Source organism: Corallococcus llansteffanensis, from assembly GCF_003612055.1.
GTDB lineage: Bacteria > Myxococcota > Myxococcia > Myxococcales > Myxococcaceae > Corallococcus > Corallococcus llansteffanensis.
The window spans coordinates 1-15,244 of sequence record NZ_RAWB01000211.1 but is presented as its reverse complement, the minus strand read 5'-3'; the positions used below and the strand labels follow the sequence as shown (position 1 = coordinate 15,244).

The window sequence follows — 15,244 nt, the reverse complement described above, 5'->3', positions numbered from 1 at the left end:
GCGTGGTGGCGGGGCTGACGCTGCGGCCGGACCTGTCCGTGACGGTCGTCTCCGACAACCACCTCTTCGCGTGCGCGGGGCTGCCCACCGCAGGCGTGCCGGGGCTGGGTCAGGCGGTCGCCACCTTCGTGGGCTCCGGTGAGCTGGTGGTGCGCGGCAACGTCTTCCTGGAGAGCGGCAACACGCTGGAGCAGGCGGTGCTGCACGAGGTGGCCATCGACTGGCGCGGCGAGGTGGGCGTGCGCGGGAACACCGTGCGCCACGAGGGTGGCGGCGGAGGCGGGGTGGGGGTGCTCATCGTCACCGACACGCTGCCCCAGGACCTGGTGGCGAAGCTGTCGCGCGTGCCGTTCCTGGCCGTCGACCCCGCGCCCAAGACGACCCTCGACGGCCGCCCCGTCCTCTACACGCCGCCGACGTCCCTGGTGGGCACGCTCGCCGCGGTGCCGCGCCCGGAGGACCTGGTGCAGATCGGCTCCCTCAAGCAGCGCTTCGCGGTGGGGCCGGTGCTGAACCGCTCGCTCACGCTGTCGCCCGAGGTGTTCGTGCCCGCGCAGAGCGCCAGCACGGCGGCCTCGCGCTACCTGGACGCGGCGGACGTGCTGCTCCAGCCCGCGCTCGTGGACTTCCTGCTCAAGCCCATCCCCATCCTGCCGCGACCTCCGGTGAAGGCGCGGCGGGGCGTGCAGGTGGAGGGCAATGACATCACCGCGCGGGGCCCGGCGCTGATGGTCCTGGGCAATGGCGGCGCCATCATCTCCGCCGCGGTGTCCGGCAATGAGCTGCGCAGCCAGGGCGGCGTGGGCGCGGTGTACCTGCGCCGCACGGACTCCACCGTCTTCAGCGGCAACCGGTGCCAGTGCCTGTCCGCGGTGAACGTCGTCGTCGTGCGCATGGAGCGCGCGCCGCTCACCTTCACCGGCAACGTGGTGCTGGGCGCGGAGACGGTGACGCCGCCCCTGCCGCTGGTGCGCCCTGCGTGGACGCTGCCTTCCAACTCGCTGACGCTCCAGATTCCGGTGGGCGGAGGCTCCACCCTGGGCGTGCCGTTGGACCAGGAGCTGCTGCTCGGCGGCCTCCAGCGCCGCCGCGACCTGGCGAGCGACGCCTTCTCCACGCTGCTGTCGGAGATCGTCACCACGCCAGCCATCGGGGCGAAGGCGGAGGGAGGGACCCAGGAAGCGGCGGGCACGGAGGTGGCCCGCCGCGCCGTGGTGGACAACGCCACGCAGGAGGACGTCCGGTCGAAGCTGCCCGCGGGCCTGGACCTGCGCATCAGCGCGCGGACGCTCTACGGCATCGCGGTGCCGACGGACGACTCGCCCACGACGGCGCTGCGCACCCTGGTGGACCGCGTGGCGCTCTACGTGGACACGCCGGAGACCGTGCAGGGCCACGTGCGCTCCGTGCTGGCCGCGGCGGAAGGCGACCCGAAGAAGGCCCTCCAGCTCGTGGACAAGAGCGTGCTCGGCCTCGACTCGGCGGCGCCCACCGTGAAGCAGAGCATCCTCAACGTGTCGGTGCTGCACGAGGTGCTGTCGGACTCGTTCTACAGCGGCACCAGCGGCACGGGCTCCAAGCCGGTGCAGGAGGCGACGGTGCCCATCCTGCCCGTGCCCGAGCCGGATCCGCACGCCCACTCCGTCATCATCCTGGGCGGCTCGCGCGTGGCGGCTGTCGGCAACGCGACCACCTCCGGCGTCCACGTCCAGGAAGCCGATTCCGTGGTGCAGCTCAACCCGTAGCGCGCGAGGACCCCCACCATGCCTGACGCCTTCGCCCTCAGCGGCCGTGTCGCCCTCCAGCGTGAAGCGCTGCCCGAGGTCACCCTCTCCACCACGCCGGACGCGCTGGACGCGAAGGCCGCGGCGCTGGCGAAGCTCGCCGGCACGCAGGTGAAGCTGGGCCTGGACCTGACGGTGCTCCAGGCCCTGGACGTGCGCATCTCCCGCCTGCCGCCCGTGCCGCCCGCGCCGGTGACGCTCCAGGACCTGGTGCGCACCGCGCGCCGCAGGCTCGCCGCCGAGCGCCAGCGTGAGGTGGGCGCCTGGGTGGACACGCGCTCGAAGCTGGCCACGCGGCTGGTGCAGGCGCTGGAGGACTGATGCGCAAGCTGCTCGAAGCCAGCATGGGGCAGCGCTGCTACCTCTTCACCACGCTCGGCCAGGTGTACGTGGGCCTCGTGGTGGAGCTCATCGACGACGTCGTCCACCTCACGGGGCCGGACGGCACCACGCCTGTCTACATCAACCTCTCGGATGTCTCCGGCGTGCGCCAGTACGACGAGGACAACGACCTGGGGAGCGCGCGATGATTGAACAACTCCTGCAACAGCTCATTGAACGGACGGAGAGCCGCTACTTCGGCAAGTACCGCGGCTACGTCACCAACGTGCAGGATCCGCTGAACCTGGGCCGCATCCAGTGCGTGGTGCCCCGGCTGATGGGCGACGTCGCCACCGGCTGGGCCATGCCGTGCACCCCGTACGCGGGGCCTGATCAGGGCCTCTTCGTGGTGCCGGACGTGGGCGCGGGCGTCTGGGTGGAGTTCGAGGCGGGCGACCTGTCGCAGCCCATCTGGAGTGGCATGTGGTGGGGCGAGCCGAAGCTCTCCGACCTGGGCCAGCCGGACTCCACCGCGCGCGTGGCGCCGGACGTGAGCGAGGTGCCCAAGCATGACTACCCGCCGCAGACGGCGGTGCCGGGCGTGCGGATGCTCAAGTCCGCCACGGGCCACTACATCGTCCTGGACGACCGGCCGGAGTCCGCGCGCGTGGAGATCCACGACCGGCAGGGCAACCGCATCATCCTGTCGGAGGAGGGGCTGGACCAGCTCATCAGCAACGAGCGCACGGTGAACGAGGGCAACCGCTCCGCGGAGGTGGACGGCGATGACCGCCTGGAGGTGAGCGGCCTCCAGGACGAGACGGTGGACGGCAGCCACACGCGCACCGTGGGCGGGGACGTGACGCTGAAGGTGACGGGCTCGCTGACTGAGAAGGTGGACGTGGCGGGGTACTCGCGCGTGGTGGGCGGCACGGGCCTGAAGGAGACGGTGGGCGGCCCGCGCGAGGACCGCGTCCAGGGCAGCCACACGCGCAACGTGTCGGGCGCGTCGCAGGAGACGGCGGTGGGCGGCTTTGGCGTGACGTCCGGAGGCAACGTGCAGCTCGCCGCGGGCAAGGCGGTGAAGGTCGCCGCGACGATGCCGGACATGCCGGGCCCTTCGCTCAACGCCATCTCCATCGACGCGCTGATGGGCAACGTGTCCATCAACACGATGCTGGGCATGTGCCAGGTGGGCGGCATCTCCGCGGTGTCGCCCATGGTGCTGGGGGACGGGCTGGCCATCCACTTCACGATGCTGGCGCAGATCCTCAAGGCGGTGAACCCGATGACGGTGGCCGCGTACGGGCCGCTGCTGGACGTGTGGGCCGCGATGACGCCGATGCTGGACTGGTCCTACTTCGGCTTCGTCAAGCGCATGCCGATCGGGTGACGCGATGAAGGCCCCTGACTGGAGTCCGCTGGACGCGTCCGTGCTGCGGGAGCGGCTGGAAGAGGTGAAGGCCCTGCTGCTCCAGGCGGCGGCGGTGGGCGTGGCCCAGGACGCCGACCGGCTGGAGAAGATGATGGAGCTGGAGCAACGCACCCGGGAGGACGCGCGTGGCCGACCCCACCGACGCCGCTTTCGCTGAGCTCCACAGCGCGCTGGAGGTCTGCTGCAAGGAGCTGGCCCAGGCGCTGGACGAGGCCGAGGGCGGCGACGGCACCGGCACCGGCACGTCGGGCGGAGCCGCGGGGGGCCCGTCCTGGCGACCGCTGGTGCTCGCGGCCCCGCCGGGGCTGGAGCAGCTGGTGGGCATCGTCAAGCCGCCGCTCCAGGTCATCATCGCGGTGCTCCAGTTCGTGCAGGCGCTGCTCCAGGCGCTGTCGGCCATCCTGCTGGGGCTGTCGGATCCGTTCCGGGCGCTCATCCTCGCGGCCTACGCGCTGCTCAAGGACATCATCGACGACCTGCTCAACGCGGGCGCCTACCTCTACGCGGACGCGCCGGGCATCGGCCCCACGGAGACGAACCTCGCGGAGACGGGCTTCATCCCGGATCTGCCCAGGGACTTCAAGGCGGGGAACGCGCTGGAGCGTCCGCCGGTGACGCCGGATGCCTTCTCGCGCTGGGCGGGCCGGTTCGTCGCGTCCTTCGATGATCCGGGTGACGACGCGCGCCCCACGGTGACGGACGGCGCGCCGGTGCAGGCGGTGTTCATCGTGATGGCGGCGCCGTCGCTGGACGCGCTCCGGCAGGCGCTCTACCTGATGGGCAAGCTGTTCAACATCAGCGCGTTCAAGAAGGCGTTCGAGAAGTACCCCAAGGGCGCGTTGGATCCGCGCCGCAGCCGGGCGCGCGGCAGGTCGGTGAAGCCGGACTGGAAGTCGGCGCGCATGCGCGACCTGTTCCCGGACCTGGAGAAGCTCCTCATCCTCCCGGAGTCGCTCAAGTCGCTGCTCCTGTCGGTGGACAACCTCGCGGGGCTCATCAAGAGCCTGGCCAACGCGATGCAGGACAAGGTGCAGGTGTTGATGAAGCTGGCGCAGGCGGTGCAAGCCATCATCGACCTGCTGGACGCGCTCAAGTCCGCGGGCATGTACGCGCTGACGGTGTCCACGCGGGGCGGCGTGGCGGGGCTGAAGCAGGCGTTCCTCACGGCGAAGAACCGGCCCCCGGGCGGCTACGTGGGCGGCCTCTGCCTGCTGGCGGCGGGGCCCAACCTGGCCAAGGCCGCGCTGCTGTGGGAGCTGCTGGGCCTGTCCGCCGCGATGGAGCTGGCTGAAGGCAACCTCACGCTGGAAGACGTGGGGAAGCAGCTCGCGGACAGCAAGGTGCTGCAGGTGCTGGAGGCGAGCGGCAATGAGGTGAAGGACGCCTGGGGCAACCTGAAGACGCAGAGCCAGGCGCAGGCGGACGCGTTCGTGAAGGCGCTGGAGCAAGCGCCGGAGGGCTTCGCGGCGGCGGTGGGGCGCACGCCGCAGGAGCTGGTGGACGGCGCGCGCCGGGCACGCTCCACGCTGGTGGAGGCGCTGGAACAGGCGAAGGACCAGCTGCCCACGTCGAAGAGCGTGGAGGAGGGCATCGCCGCGACGAAGCTGGCGCAGCGCCGGGGAAGTCGCTCGCTGGCGATGGGGTACGGAGGGCCCGGGCCGTCGGAGCGCGCACCGAGCCCGGCTCCGCCCGCCACGGGGACGCCGGTGCCGTCGGGGACGCCGAAGAAAGGAAGCGGCCCGTGAGCGCGGTGAAGCGCCTGAGCATGGAGCTGGATGGCTGGCAGGCGGCCTGGAAGCAGCTGGAGGCCTTCCTGGACCGGGTGGACGGTGTCGCGGAGCAGGACGCGCCGCACGTGCAGACGGTGTGCGCGCTGCTGCCCGTGTTCAACGTCATCGAGCGGGCCCGCCGTCGCGCGGTGGGGCTGGCGCTGTCGTCGGCCCTGGCGAGCTCCCCCAGGGGCGAGGGGCTGCCCGCGCTGTCCGCCGCGTCGCTCGCGGGAGGCGAGCAGCGGCTGCCGGGCGTGGAGGAGCTGGAGTTCGCGGTGGGCACCATTGGCGCGGACGGCGACGGGAAGCTCACGGGGGCCGCGCTGCTCGCGGGCACCGTGACGCTGTTCGCGTTCCGCGACGAGAAGCACGGGGGCGAGGTGGCGGTGCGCGTGCCCACGTATGACTTCGGGCCGCTGGTGGCGAGCGGCCTCGTGCCGGATGCCATCGACGCGGGACTCTTCAGCAGCGACCAGCGCCGCGACGCCGCGGAGAGCGGTATCGCGGAGATGAAGACGTGGAGCGCGCTGCGCACCGAGCGCCGGGGCGAGTTGACGACGTCGGCGGAGACGGTCCCGCTGAGCAGCCAGTTCGATGCGCTGACGGTCGGCTCCTCCGTCAGCGACTTCGACGCGGTGGCCGTGGGGGCCTCGTCCCGCCAGGGCGAGTGTCTGGCGGACCGGAGCGTGCTGCTCCAGGCGAAGACCACGGTGGAGGAGCAGGGCGCGGACGCGGCGCTGACGGACGCGCTCCAGCGCGCGGCGGATTCACTCCAGGGTCAGGCGACGGACTACGGCGCGGTGGCCACGGCGCTCCAGCCTCCTCGCACCGCCACGCAGTCCACGTCGGCGCTGAACGCGCTCAAGACGACGCTGCGCCGGGCGGACGCGCCAGGGCTTCCCGGGCAGCTCTCTTTTGAGATGACATTGCTGGACGTGGCGGCGGGGACGGGGATGGACGAGGCGGTGGCGTCCCGGCTCGCGTACCCGGATGGCTCGCTCCGGATGTTGCGGACCCTGGAGTGGTCGCTGCGCTTCCACTGGGTGTTCCGCCAGAGATGGTTCGACGTGCGCAACCGCGCCGCGCTGGCGCCGCTCCTGCGCCAGGTGTTGACGCCGTTCTGCGACAGCCTGACGCGGGTGCTCGCGGGGTCGTCCACGGGGATTCCGTTGGTGGGCACCGTGACGCTGGTGAAGGACACGCCCACGCAGGCGACGGCGCTGTCGGTGTCGCCCGGGGCGGACCTGGGGAGGGTGCAGGCAGGGCACGTGGCTCACGTCGGGGGAGAGCGGCCCACGCTGGCGCTCGTCCTGGGCTGGGAGGTGAAGGGTGGCACGCCCGGGGACAAGCGGCTGCTCATCGCGCCCCTGAACGTGTCCATCGCGGCGGACGCGAAGCTGCCGGGTGTGGCGGGGCTGGTGCGGAGCGGGACGCCGGTGGACGCGAGCGCGGTGTCGGTGAGCACGCAGGAGTTGATGGAGGGACGCGCGGCGGCGGGACCGCAGGCGGACGGCGTGGTGCAGGAGGTCATCTCCCTGGGGACGAGGCTGGCGCTGGTGCTGGGGCAGGGCGGTGGTGTGCTGGGGCTGGTGCCTCCGGCGGTGGCCGCGCCCTACCCGGGCAAGACGTTCGCGCTGTTGCCGCCGGTGGAGGTGGGCGCGTCGCGGCTGTTCCTGGACGGGATGCCGCTGGAGAGCACGTCGGGTTCGACGAAGCCCGTGCCGGTCGCGAGGCCGGGAGAGTTGCTGCTGGTGCGCGGCGCGGATGAAGAGGGCACCTGGTGGCAGGGCGTGGCGCAGGTGGACACGGTCGATGTGCGGACGGGAGCGGCGGCCCGAGCGGACGACGAGACGACGGTGACGCCCACGCCCCCGTGCTGCGGGGATGACGAGGAGGTGGTGGTCATCACCCTCCGGGACCTGCAACTGCCCAAGACGCTGGTGCGCGACGTGACGCTGCGGCGTGACTTCAACGGCTTCGGAGGCCCGAGCCTCGCCACCGGGGTGATGCTGCCCATCGAGCTGGATCCGGGCACGGCGAACGTCACCGTGCAGGACGGTGGAGTGACGAAGACGGTGCTGAGAGATCCGGAGCTGCGGGTCGCGGTCTCGGTGCTCAAGGGGTGGTTGGGAGGTCCGAGATGAGGGATCCGCGCGATGACATCTTCGCGGTGGCCGCGATGCTCACGGAGCTGGACCGCGTGCTCCACCCGTTGGAGCGAGGGGAGGGAGGCACGTTCAAGGTGGAGCCGCCCATCCCACCGCCGCTGCCGTCACCCACGGCACAGGGACGCGGAGGGGAGGGAGGGCGTTCAGCGAAGGCCGCGCCGCTCGCGTCAGCACCCAGGTCCGCGCCGTCGTCGGCTCCGCGCAACGTGATGCAGGGGAGTGTCGTCCCCGCGACCGTGCAGCCGCTTCAGGCCAGGGCCCCATCCCCGGCAGTGCTGCCTGAGCGCACGCGCCGCCGTATCCCCCGTCCGGAGTCGATGACGGCACGGATGCTGGAGGCCCGGGAGACGCGTGGAGAGATGACCCACGTCCGCGACTTGAAGCAGGCACCAGCTAGCGGCCCCCTTCCGGTTGACGGTGTTTCTGACGTGGGCCGCGAGGAAACCGGAGCCTGGCCGTCACAGCACCGAGTCGGAGGGCAAGACCTCCCGGCTCCAACGCATCCCCACCCGGAGCCGAAGAGGCCGGACGCGCTCACGGTCGATCACCCGCCGAACGTGACCGAACGGGCAGAAGTCCCACTGCCTCTGAGGAGGACCCGCGTGCCGCGACCTTCCGCCAATGGCTTTGAAAGGGAGCCCGCACGTCGGCTCGTGCGTGCGCGTGCACCAGAAGAAGCCACGCGTCGCCACCGGGTTCCCCGTGCCGTCTCTCATGAGCCGCTGGCTTCTCCTGCCGAGCCCATTCCCCCCGCGGCCCCTGTGCCCCGGCAGCGAAGACGGTTCCACGCGCTGAGTCCCGGCCTGCCGCCCGTTCCAGGCACACCCGCCGCCCCGCTCTTCCCGAGCGAACCACGCCGTGGAGACAGGCCCGCAAGGCCTGCGGAGAGAGCGTCGCGGCCGCCCACGCAGTCCACCAGGGAGACGCTGGAGCCCCAGCGAACTCCAGACAGGCGCGCTGGCCGTCCCGCACCGGGGCCCGTGCACATCGAAGTGAACAGGTTGGTCCCTCCCGCGCGCCGTGCTGAAGCGCCGCCCCGGGAGACGGTGTTCGACGAAGAGCCGCTGTGGGCCGAAGGACCGGAGTCCGAACCCGAGACAGGTGCGCGGGCCTTCTTCGTGAACGGCCGCCGGGTCACGCGCGAGGACCACGAAACACTCCAGCAAGCCGAGCAGCGCTTGCGGAAGCGGATGACAGGCCGGTCACTGTGGCGGAGGCGCGGATGAGCGACCTTCCTCCCCGGCAGCGGTTGGGACAACTGCTGCGCTCGATGTCGAAGCACCTCCCGGGTCAGCTCGACGGCCTGCTGGAGAACGCACGCTTCAAGGACGGCGCCGCCGCGCTCCAGCGGCTCGCGGACCCCACGCACCTGGAGAAGGCCGTGGCCCGCATGTCCCTGGAGGAAGCCGGGTGGCTGGCGGACGTGCTGACCGAGCGTTGGAGCCGGCTCGCGGAACTCCAGCTGGAGCCGGAGGTGGCCATCGTCGCGCCGGACGAACTCTGGCTCGGCGCGGAGCCCGTGCGGTTGTCATTGTCGCTCGCGGTGGTGGGGCTGGATGAAGGCTTTGAAGCGCTCTGGGAGGGCGCGGTGCTGCCAGGCGCCCCCTCCCCCAAGGCCACGCTCCTGGCGAAGCCGCCTGAAGGCAACGCGCCCGAGTTGGCTCGCGTCCGCGCCCACGTCCGGGCGAGCGTGAAGGGTCAGCGCTGCGTGCTCATCGCGCAGGCCCAGGTGGCGCTGCGGAGGCCCTCGGTGGTGGTGAGCGAGGATCGACGTCGACTGTTGGCGCAGGACCAGGCGGGACGTCCCGCGGTGGGGTGCCGATTGGAAGTGGGCACGGAGGTGCATCTCACTGGGGCCGGAGGACTGGTGGAGCTGCAGGTCGCCGCCGCGTCCGGTCTGCCCCTGAAGCTGGAAGGCATTCCCGCGGGACGCATTCCAGGTCCGCGCCCATGAATCTCACGGTGGCAGTGGAAGGAGCAGACCCATGAAGACGATGAGCCCGCAGACCCGGCGCACGGCGGAGCGCAAGCCCGCCACGACCCGTCCCGTCACGCCCGCCCAGCAGCCGACGACCGCCGCGTCACCGCGCGCCCAGCTGGGAAGCGCTCCCGCGGCCGCGATGAAGTCCGCGGCCGGCGCCAGCTTCAAGGCCAAGGGCGCACCCAAGCTGCCCCCGGGACCCACCGTCCGGATGCCGAAGAAGTAGGCGGACGGCCTGGAACTGCTGGAGGCCCACCGAAGGGAAACGGGATGGCTTTGATCTTCGCCGCGTGGTGTCCAGCGTCCGCGTCACCACTTCTTCGAACCGCTCCAGATCGCCGGACTTGGGGAGGAAGGCCACGACACCGGGCGCGTGGGGGTTGCCGGAGGAGCTGTGCATGATGATGGGGAGGCCCCGCAGCTCCCGCACCTGGGCGAGCGCGCTACACAGCTCCACGCCGTTCATGCGCGGCATCATCCGGTCCGTCACCACCAGATCAGGATGCCGCCGCCGGACCACCTCCAGGGCCTGCATGCCGTCGCTCGCTCGAAGGACGTCGTGACCCATCGACTCGAGGAGGTCGGAATAGAGATCGAGGACTTCGACTTCATCATCAACGAGGAGAATGGTGCTCATGGCGGGGTCTTCCTTTCGCGAGGTGACGGCCCGAACCGCGTTCCATCCCTCTCTCTCAGTAGACCCCGGACGCCCTCGCTGTGATGGCCGGCGAACCGCAGGCTCAAGGAAATCCTGGGTCGCGTCACAACGGCGTGCCCGGCACTCCATCTCCATCTTTCCTGAGAAGGATTGAGGGAAGAAGGAGATGTCGCGTGCAAATCGAAGAGAGAAGACGATTGGAAGACGACCTGCAGGCGCTCTGCGCTCGAGGCGAGTACAACCGCGCCGTTGAACAGGCGCTGATCGCCTACGGGCCGGAGCTCCGCCGGCTCATGGGCGCCGTCCTCCGGGACGAGGCCCAGGCCCAGGAGGCCTTCAGCCTCTTCTGTGAGTGCCTCCTGAAGGGGCTGCCGGAGTTCCGCTGGGAAAGCTCCTTCCGGACCTGGTCGCAGCGCATCGCGCGCAACGTCTGCTTCAAGCTGCTGAACGCGCCCGCCGTGCGGCATCGGCACGTCAGCCTGTCCGCCATCTCCGCGCGCTCCGCGCCGCGGCGCTCCACCACGCGCCCCTGGCAGCGCAGCACCGTCAAGGACCGCTTCCGCGCTCTCTGCGAGCGGCTGGACCCCGAGCAGCAGAAGCTGTTGGTGCTCCGGGTGGATCAGAAGCTCTCCTGGCCGGAGGTGGTGCGAGCGATGTCGGACTCCGACGAGTCGATGACGAGCGAGCAGCAGGCCCGCAGGGCGACGGCGCTGCGCCAGCAGTTCCAGCGGCTCAAGGCCCAGTTGCGCGCCCTCGCCATCGAGGAAGGGCTCATCGCGCTCTCGGACACCCGCGCCTAGCGGGAGGCCCCGCCGCCTTCGGAGGGCCCTGGGCCCGGCGTCCGGGAACACCCTGCTCATCCCGGGTCCCGCCGTGCGTGCGCTCGCCCCTGGTGGTGCGCGACGAGCTGGAGGGCGGCGAGCGCGCCCGCGCTCCCGGTCAGCAGGAAGGGGGGAAGGGCTTCACCGCCGAGGCCGATGAGCATCATCGTGCCCGAGGCCACCAGCAGCATCCCGGGCCGGAGGTCGCGCCGCGGCCGCCGGCCGGGCGAGCACTCCGTGGTGCGCAGGATGACCGCGAACGCGGCGAAGCAGCTGGCGGTGGCGGCACAGAAGAGCCACCGCGCAGCGGCGCTGACGGGCTCGCCGGGTGGGATGGCGATGAGCAGCTCCGCGCCCGCCCCGCTCGCCGTCAGGCCCATCATCAGGAAGAGGTGGATGTACACCCAGACCTGCGCCGAGCGTCGCTTCGGGTGGACGGTGGCGTGCTTCACGTTGTCGAAGTAGAGCCACCCCATCGCGAAGGCGAAGGCGAAGGACAGCACGGCGGTCAGCACGGAGGTGGCGGCCCAGTGCTGCCCGGCCACGCCGCCCACCACCGAGGCCACCGTCTCGCCCAGCACGATGAGGGTGAACAGGCCAAAGCGCTCGGGCAGGTGCGCGGGGCTCAGCGGCAGCGCCCCCTGCTGGGGGCGGGAGGCCAGGGGGGTGAGCAGGTCGATGGCGATGCCGGCCGCCCAGAGACCGAAGCGCAGCGGGGACGGGACGAAGACCGAGGCGAGCCACGGCAGCAGCGCGAGCGAGAAGCCCGCCATGTACCGGGCCGCCAGGGGCCGGGCCTCCGGGATGTGCCGCCAGGCTCGCGCGTAGAAGAGGATGAGCAGCAGCCGCAGCCCGCAGTACGCCAGCGCCAGGCCGGGCGCGTTGATGCCCACTCCGTCGTGGATCTGCACGGCGAGCGCCGCCACCCCCAGCATCTGGAGGGCGAGCAGCAGCCGGTCGGCGGTGTCATCCGCGTCGAACCGGTCCGCGTAGATGGTGACGCCAATCCACGACCACCACACGGGGACGAAGAGGCCCGCGAACGCGGCGGCGCCCGGGAGCGTCGGGTCCTGCTTCAGCTCATGCGCGACCCGCGCGATGGCCACGACGTACACCACGTCGAAGAAGAGCTCGGTCCAGGTGGCCCTGCGCTCGGGGTGATGTTCGTGCTCGATGGAGCGGAGCGTGGGACGCCTGGAGAGGGCGTGGAGTGGGGGCTCTGCTCGTGGATGCACCAGTCACCTCCGGATGACCTCCATGGAGCTTCGGTGCGGGCGATGTGATGGACGACTGCCGGCAGAGCGGGGTGCCGTCACGCCTCCGGGGCAGCGGCTCCATGCCTCTGCCACACCTTCCTCGTGACAAAGGAACCCGCATGCCCAGCTCCGTCCAATTCGAATACCGCACGGGATTGAAACGAGAAGTCTTTCGAAATGTCCGACTCACCGGGAGCTGGGACGCGCAGGGACGCGCCTCCGACACCTGGTCGGTCATCCCCATGGAGCCAGCCATTGCGGAGGATGGCTGCCCCTGCTTCCGCGCCACTGTCTCCTTTGACAGCTCCGAGGTGGGGCGGTGCTTTCTGTGGGGCGTCATCGTGGACGGGCCCGGTGGGGACGATCTGTGGGGCATCCCGGCCGAGCTGCGCGAGCCTGTCGCGCCCGAGCCGGTCCGCGGCTTCGTGCTCGGCTCCGAGCCCTCGTGCGAGCGCTACTATCTCACGCAGGGCCGCCGCCTCGGCGCCCAGAAGCACTTCGCCCCGGGAGCGGCCCGGCCGCTGGCGCGCTTCGCGGTCTGGGCTCCCAATGCCAGACAGGTCGAGGTGGTGTTCGGCACGCAGGAGGGCGGCTACATCGCCGATGACGGGACGGGCCTGTCGCCCTCGCTCCCGGTGCTGCCCATGGTCCGCGAGGAGGGCGGCGTCTGGGAGACGTCCTCCGAGGGCCCTGACGCCCTGGAGTTCGAGCGGCTCCGCTTCCAGCCCTACATGTTCAGGGTCACCCGGGCGGACGGGCAGGTGGTCTACAGGACCGACCTCTACTCGCGCTGCCAGCTTGGACGGGGGACCTCCAATCCCCGGGGCAGGCCCCACCCGGGAAGCCGGCTGGAGGTGAACGCCACCGTGAGCTGCTCCGTGGTGGTGGACCCCGACCAGGTGACGAAGCACTTCTGCGAGCCGCGCTGGCCCGAGCAGGAGTTCCTCCCGGAGGAGGAGTTCTGGCGCGACGAGTTCCGCCCCGAGCGGCCCGTGCCCACGCGCGTGGAGGACCTGGTCCTCTACGAGCTGCACGTCGGGGCGCTCGGCTTCGGCAAGGACGCGGTGGGCACCCTGGCGGACGCGGTGGCGCTGCTCGACCACCTGGAGGCGCTCGGCGTCAACGCCGTCGAGCTGCTCCCGATGTCCGAGTTCGGCGGCCTGCCCAACTGGGGTTACGCCACCACGCACTACTTCGCGATTGAATACGCGGGCGGCGGGCGCGACCAGCTCAAGCACTTCGTGCGCGAGTGCCACCGCCGCGGAATCGCTGTCATCATGGACGTCGTCTACAACCACTACCACCCGGACGCTGAACGGGCGCAGTGGATGTATGACTCCAACGCGCACCCGGACAACCTCTACTACTGGTACGAGGGCCGCCCCGAGCACTACCCCGACTACGAGCGGGCGGCGGCGCAGCCCGGCGCGACGGCCGCGCCAGGGCACGGTGGGTACATCGACAACCAGTCGACGGGATACGCCCCCCGCTTCCACGAGGAGGGGGTCCGCGCGCTCTTCACCAGCAGCGCCGTCAGCCTGATGGAGGAGTTCCACATCGACGGGTTCCGCGTGGACCAGACGACGTGCATCCACAGCTACAACGTCCTCCACGCCGACGGGCAGCCGGCCTCCCGGACGAACATCGCCGGGGCGCGCTTCCTCCGGGAGTGGTGCCGCACCCTGCGCCTCATCCGCCCGGGGGTGATGCTCATGGCGGAGGACCACTCCGGCTGGGACTCGGTGACCACCCCCGTGTCGGAGGGCGGCCTGGGCTTCGACGCCGCGTGGTACGCCGACTTCTACCACCACCTCATTGGCGGCCCGACGCGGGGGATGGAGTTCGCCAAGCTGCTCTGGACCTCCGGCACGGGAGGGGGCGGGCCGCTGGCCATGGGCACCTTCGCCGGCGTGCTGGCGCGGACGGGGCAGAAGAAGGTCGTCTACCACGAGTCCCACGACGAGGCCGGCAACGGGGAGGGGACGCGGCGGACGCTCGTCCTCGCCGCCAACGCAGCGGCGCTGGAGGGCGACGTGCTCCGGGCCGCGGAGGCGCGCTGCCGGACCGTCTTCGGCCTCTCCGTGCTCGCGGCGGGCACGCCCATGTTCCTCATGGGGGAGGAGGTCGGCGCCGCCAATGACTACCGGTATGACACCTTCGTGAGCCAGCGGGAGGACCTCCTGGGGCTGCGCGAGGGAAGGGGACAGCACCTCTTCCGGTACTACCAGGAGCTCATCCGTCTGCGATTGGGCCAGGCGGCGCTGCGGTCGCGCGACCTCGAGGTCCTCGGCGTGCACGACGTCAACCGCGTCCTCGCCTTCCGCCGCTGGAGCGGGGCGGAGGAGTTCCTCGTGGTCGCGAGCCTCAACGACGCGCCGTTCCGCCAGGGCTATGAGCTCGTGAGCCCCCGGCTCGGCGCGGGCGCCTGGAAGGAGGTCTTCAACAGCGACGCCGAACGGTATGGGGGGAACAACGTCGGCAATTTCGGGGCGACGCTCCTCCCGTCGGCAGACGCGCTGCGGGTCGTCCTCCCCGCGCGGGGCATCGTCGTCTTCCAGCGGCTGGCTCGCTGAAACGACAGGGGCCAGGACCGGGTCTCCCCGATCCTGGCCCCGCTTTTCAGCTGTGTTTCACACGCGGCCTACTGTCCGCAGCGGCGGTCCACGCTCGGGTCCACGGGCGCGTGGGGGAGCACCCAGTCGATGAGGAACGGGCCCGAGGCCGACAGGGCCAGGTCGAGCGCGGGACCGATGTCCTGCTCCGTGCTCACCCGGACGGCGGGCACTCCCAGCGAGCGCGCGAGCTCCACGAAGTGGAGGGCCGGGCGGGACAGGTCGAAGGAGCTGGGGAACGGGTGCTCGGGGATGCCGCGCTCCTTCCAGTACTCGAGCAGGTTGAGGTCGAGCAGCCGGTAGCCCCCGTTGTTGCACACCACGAACTTCGCGCCGATGCCGTGGCGCGCCGCCGTCCAGAGGGCCTGGATGGTGTACATGCTCCCGCCATCCCCGGTGAAGCCGATGACGGTCTTGTCCGGGTGGGCCAGCTTCACCC

At 71.2% G+C, this 15,244-nt stretch carries 13 protein-coding genes; 10 read left to right on the top strand and 3 right to left on the bottom strand.

Annotated features, from left to right (window positions below):
• The 8 genes from D7V93_RS45020 to D7V93_RS20335 form a co-directional block, all read left to right on the top strand.
• Positions 1-1,745 (top strand): hypothetical protein (locus tag D7V93_RS45020; RefSeq protein WP_158623800.1); only part of this gene is annotated, 1,745 nt, incomplete at its 5' end.
• Between the two features lie 18 nt (positions 1,746-1,763).
• Positions 1,764-2,105, top strand: a complete 342-nt coding sequence (locus D7V93_RS20365; protein ID WP_120645002.1) for a hypothetical protein — start codon at positions 1,764-1,766, stop codon at positions 2,103-2,105.
• Positions 2,105-2,314, top strand: a complete 210-nt coding sequence (locus D7V93_RS20360; RefSeq protein WP_120615345.1) for a hypothetical protein — start codon at positions 2,105-2,107, stop codon at positions 2,312-2,314. Before D7V93_RS20365 ends, D7V93_RS20360 begins: the two co-directional genes overlap by 1 nt.
• On the top strand, positions 2,311-3,498 hold the full coding sequence (locus D7V93_RS20355; protein WP_120645001.1) for a phage baseplate assembly protein V: 1,188 nt from the start codon (positions 2,311-2,313) through the stop codon (positions 3,496-3,498). Before D7V93_RS20360 ends, D7V93_RS20355 begins: the two co-directional genes overlap by 4 nt.
• 4 nt (positions 3,499-3,502) lie before the next feature.
• The gene (locus D7V93_RS20350) at positions 3,503-3,697 is read left to right on the top strand and encodes a hypothetical protein (RefSeq protein WP_120615343.1); all 195 of its coding nucleotides are present in this window, start codon (positions 3,503-3,505) and stop codon (positions 3,695-3,697) included.
• Complete coding sequence (locus D7V93_RS20345; protein WP_120645000.1) at positions 3,666-5,285, top strand: hypothetical protein; 1,620 nt, start codon at positions 3,666-3,668, stop codon at positions 5,283-5,285. Before D7V93_RS20350 ends, D7V93_RS20345 begins: the two co-directional genes overlap by 32 nt.
• Complete coding sequence (locus tag D7V93_RS20340) at positions 5,282-7,453, top strand: hypothetical protein (RefSeq protein ID WP_120644999.1); 2,172 nt, start codon at positions 5,282-5,284, stop codon at positions 7,451-7,453. Before D7V93_RS20345 ends, D7V93_RS20340 begins: the two co-directional genes overlap by 4 nt.
• Before the next feature lie 1,246 nt (positions 7,454-8,699).
• Complete coding sequence (locus D7V93_RS20335; protein WP_147451252.1) at positions 8,700-9,431, top strand: hypothetical protein; 732 nt, start codon at positions 8,700-8,702, stop codon at positions 9,429-9,431.
• Positions 9,432-9,558: 127 nt separating this feature from the next.
• Here the strand turns inward: D7V93_RS20335 and D7V93_RS20330 are convergent, their stop codons facing one another.
• Entirely contained in the window at positions 9,559-10,095 is a 537-nt protein-coding gene (locus tag D7V93_RS20330; protein WP_158623799.1) for a response regulator, read from the bottom strand.
• Positions 10,096-10,289: 194 nt separating this feature from the next.
• Between D7V93_RS20330 and D7V93_RS20325 the strand changes: the two genes are divergently transcribed.
• Positions 10,290-10,916 (top strand): RNA polymerase sigma factor, encoded by a 627-nt coding sequence (locus D7V93_RS20325; RefSeq protein WP_244237400.1) that lies wholly within the window; start codon positions 10,290-10,292, stop codon positions 10,914-10,916.
• Positions 10,917-10,972: 56 nt separating this feature from the next.
• On the opposite strand, the gene D7V93_RS20320 is transcribed toward D7V93_RS20325, so the two are convergent.
• On the bottom strand, positions 10,973-12,172 hold the full coding sequence (locus tag D7V93_RS20320) for a low temperature requirement protein A (protein ID WP_158623798.1): 1,200 nt from the start codon (positions 12,170-12,172) through the stop codon (positions 10,973-10,975).
• 263 nt (positions 12,173-12,435) lie between these two features.
• Between D7V93_RS20320 and D7V93_RS20315 the strand changes: the two genes are divergently transcribed.
• Positions 12,436-14,766 carry an alpha-amylase family glycosyl hydrolase gene (locus D7V93_RS20315; RefSeq protein WP_208723080.1) on the top strand — a complete coding sequence of 777 codons (2,331 nt, stop codon included), beginning with the start codon at positions 12,436-12,438 and terminating at the stop codon, positions 14,764-14,766.
• Positions 14,767-14,834: 68 nt separating this feature from the next.
• On the opposite strand, the gene D7V93_RS20310 is transcribed toward D7V93_RS20315, so the two are convergent.
• A partial coding sequence (locus tag D7V93_RS20310) for a thiamine pyrophosphate-dependent enzyme (protein ID WP_244237399.1) occupies positions 14,835-15,244 on the bottom strand: 410 nt, incomplete at its 5' end.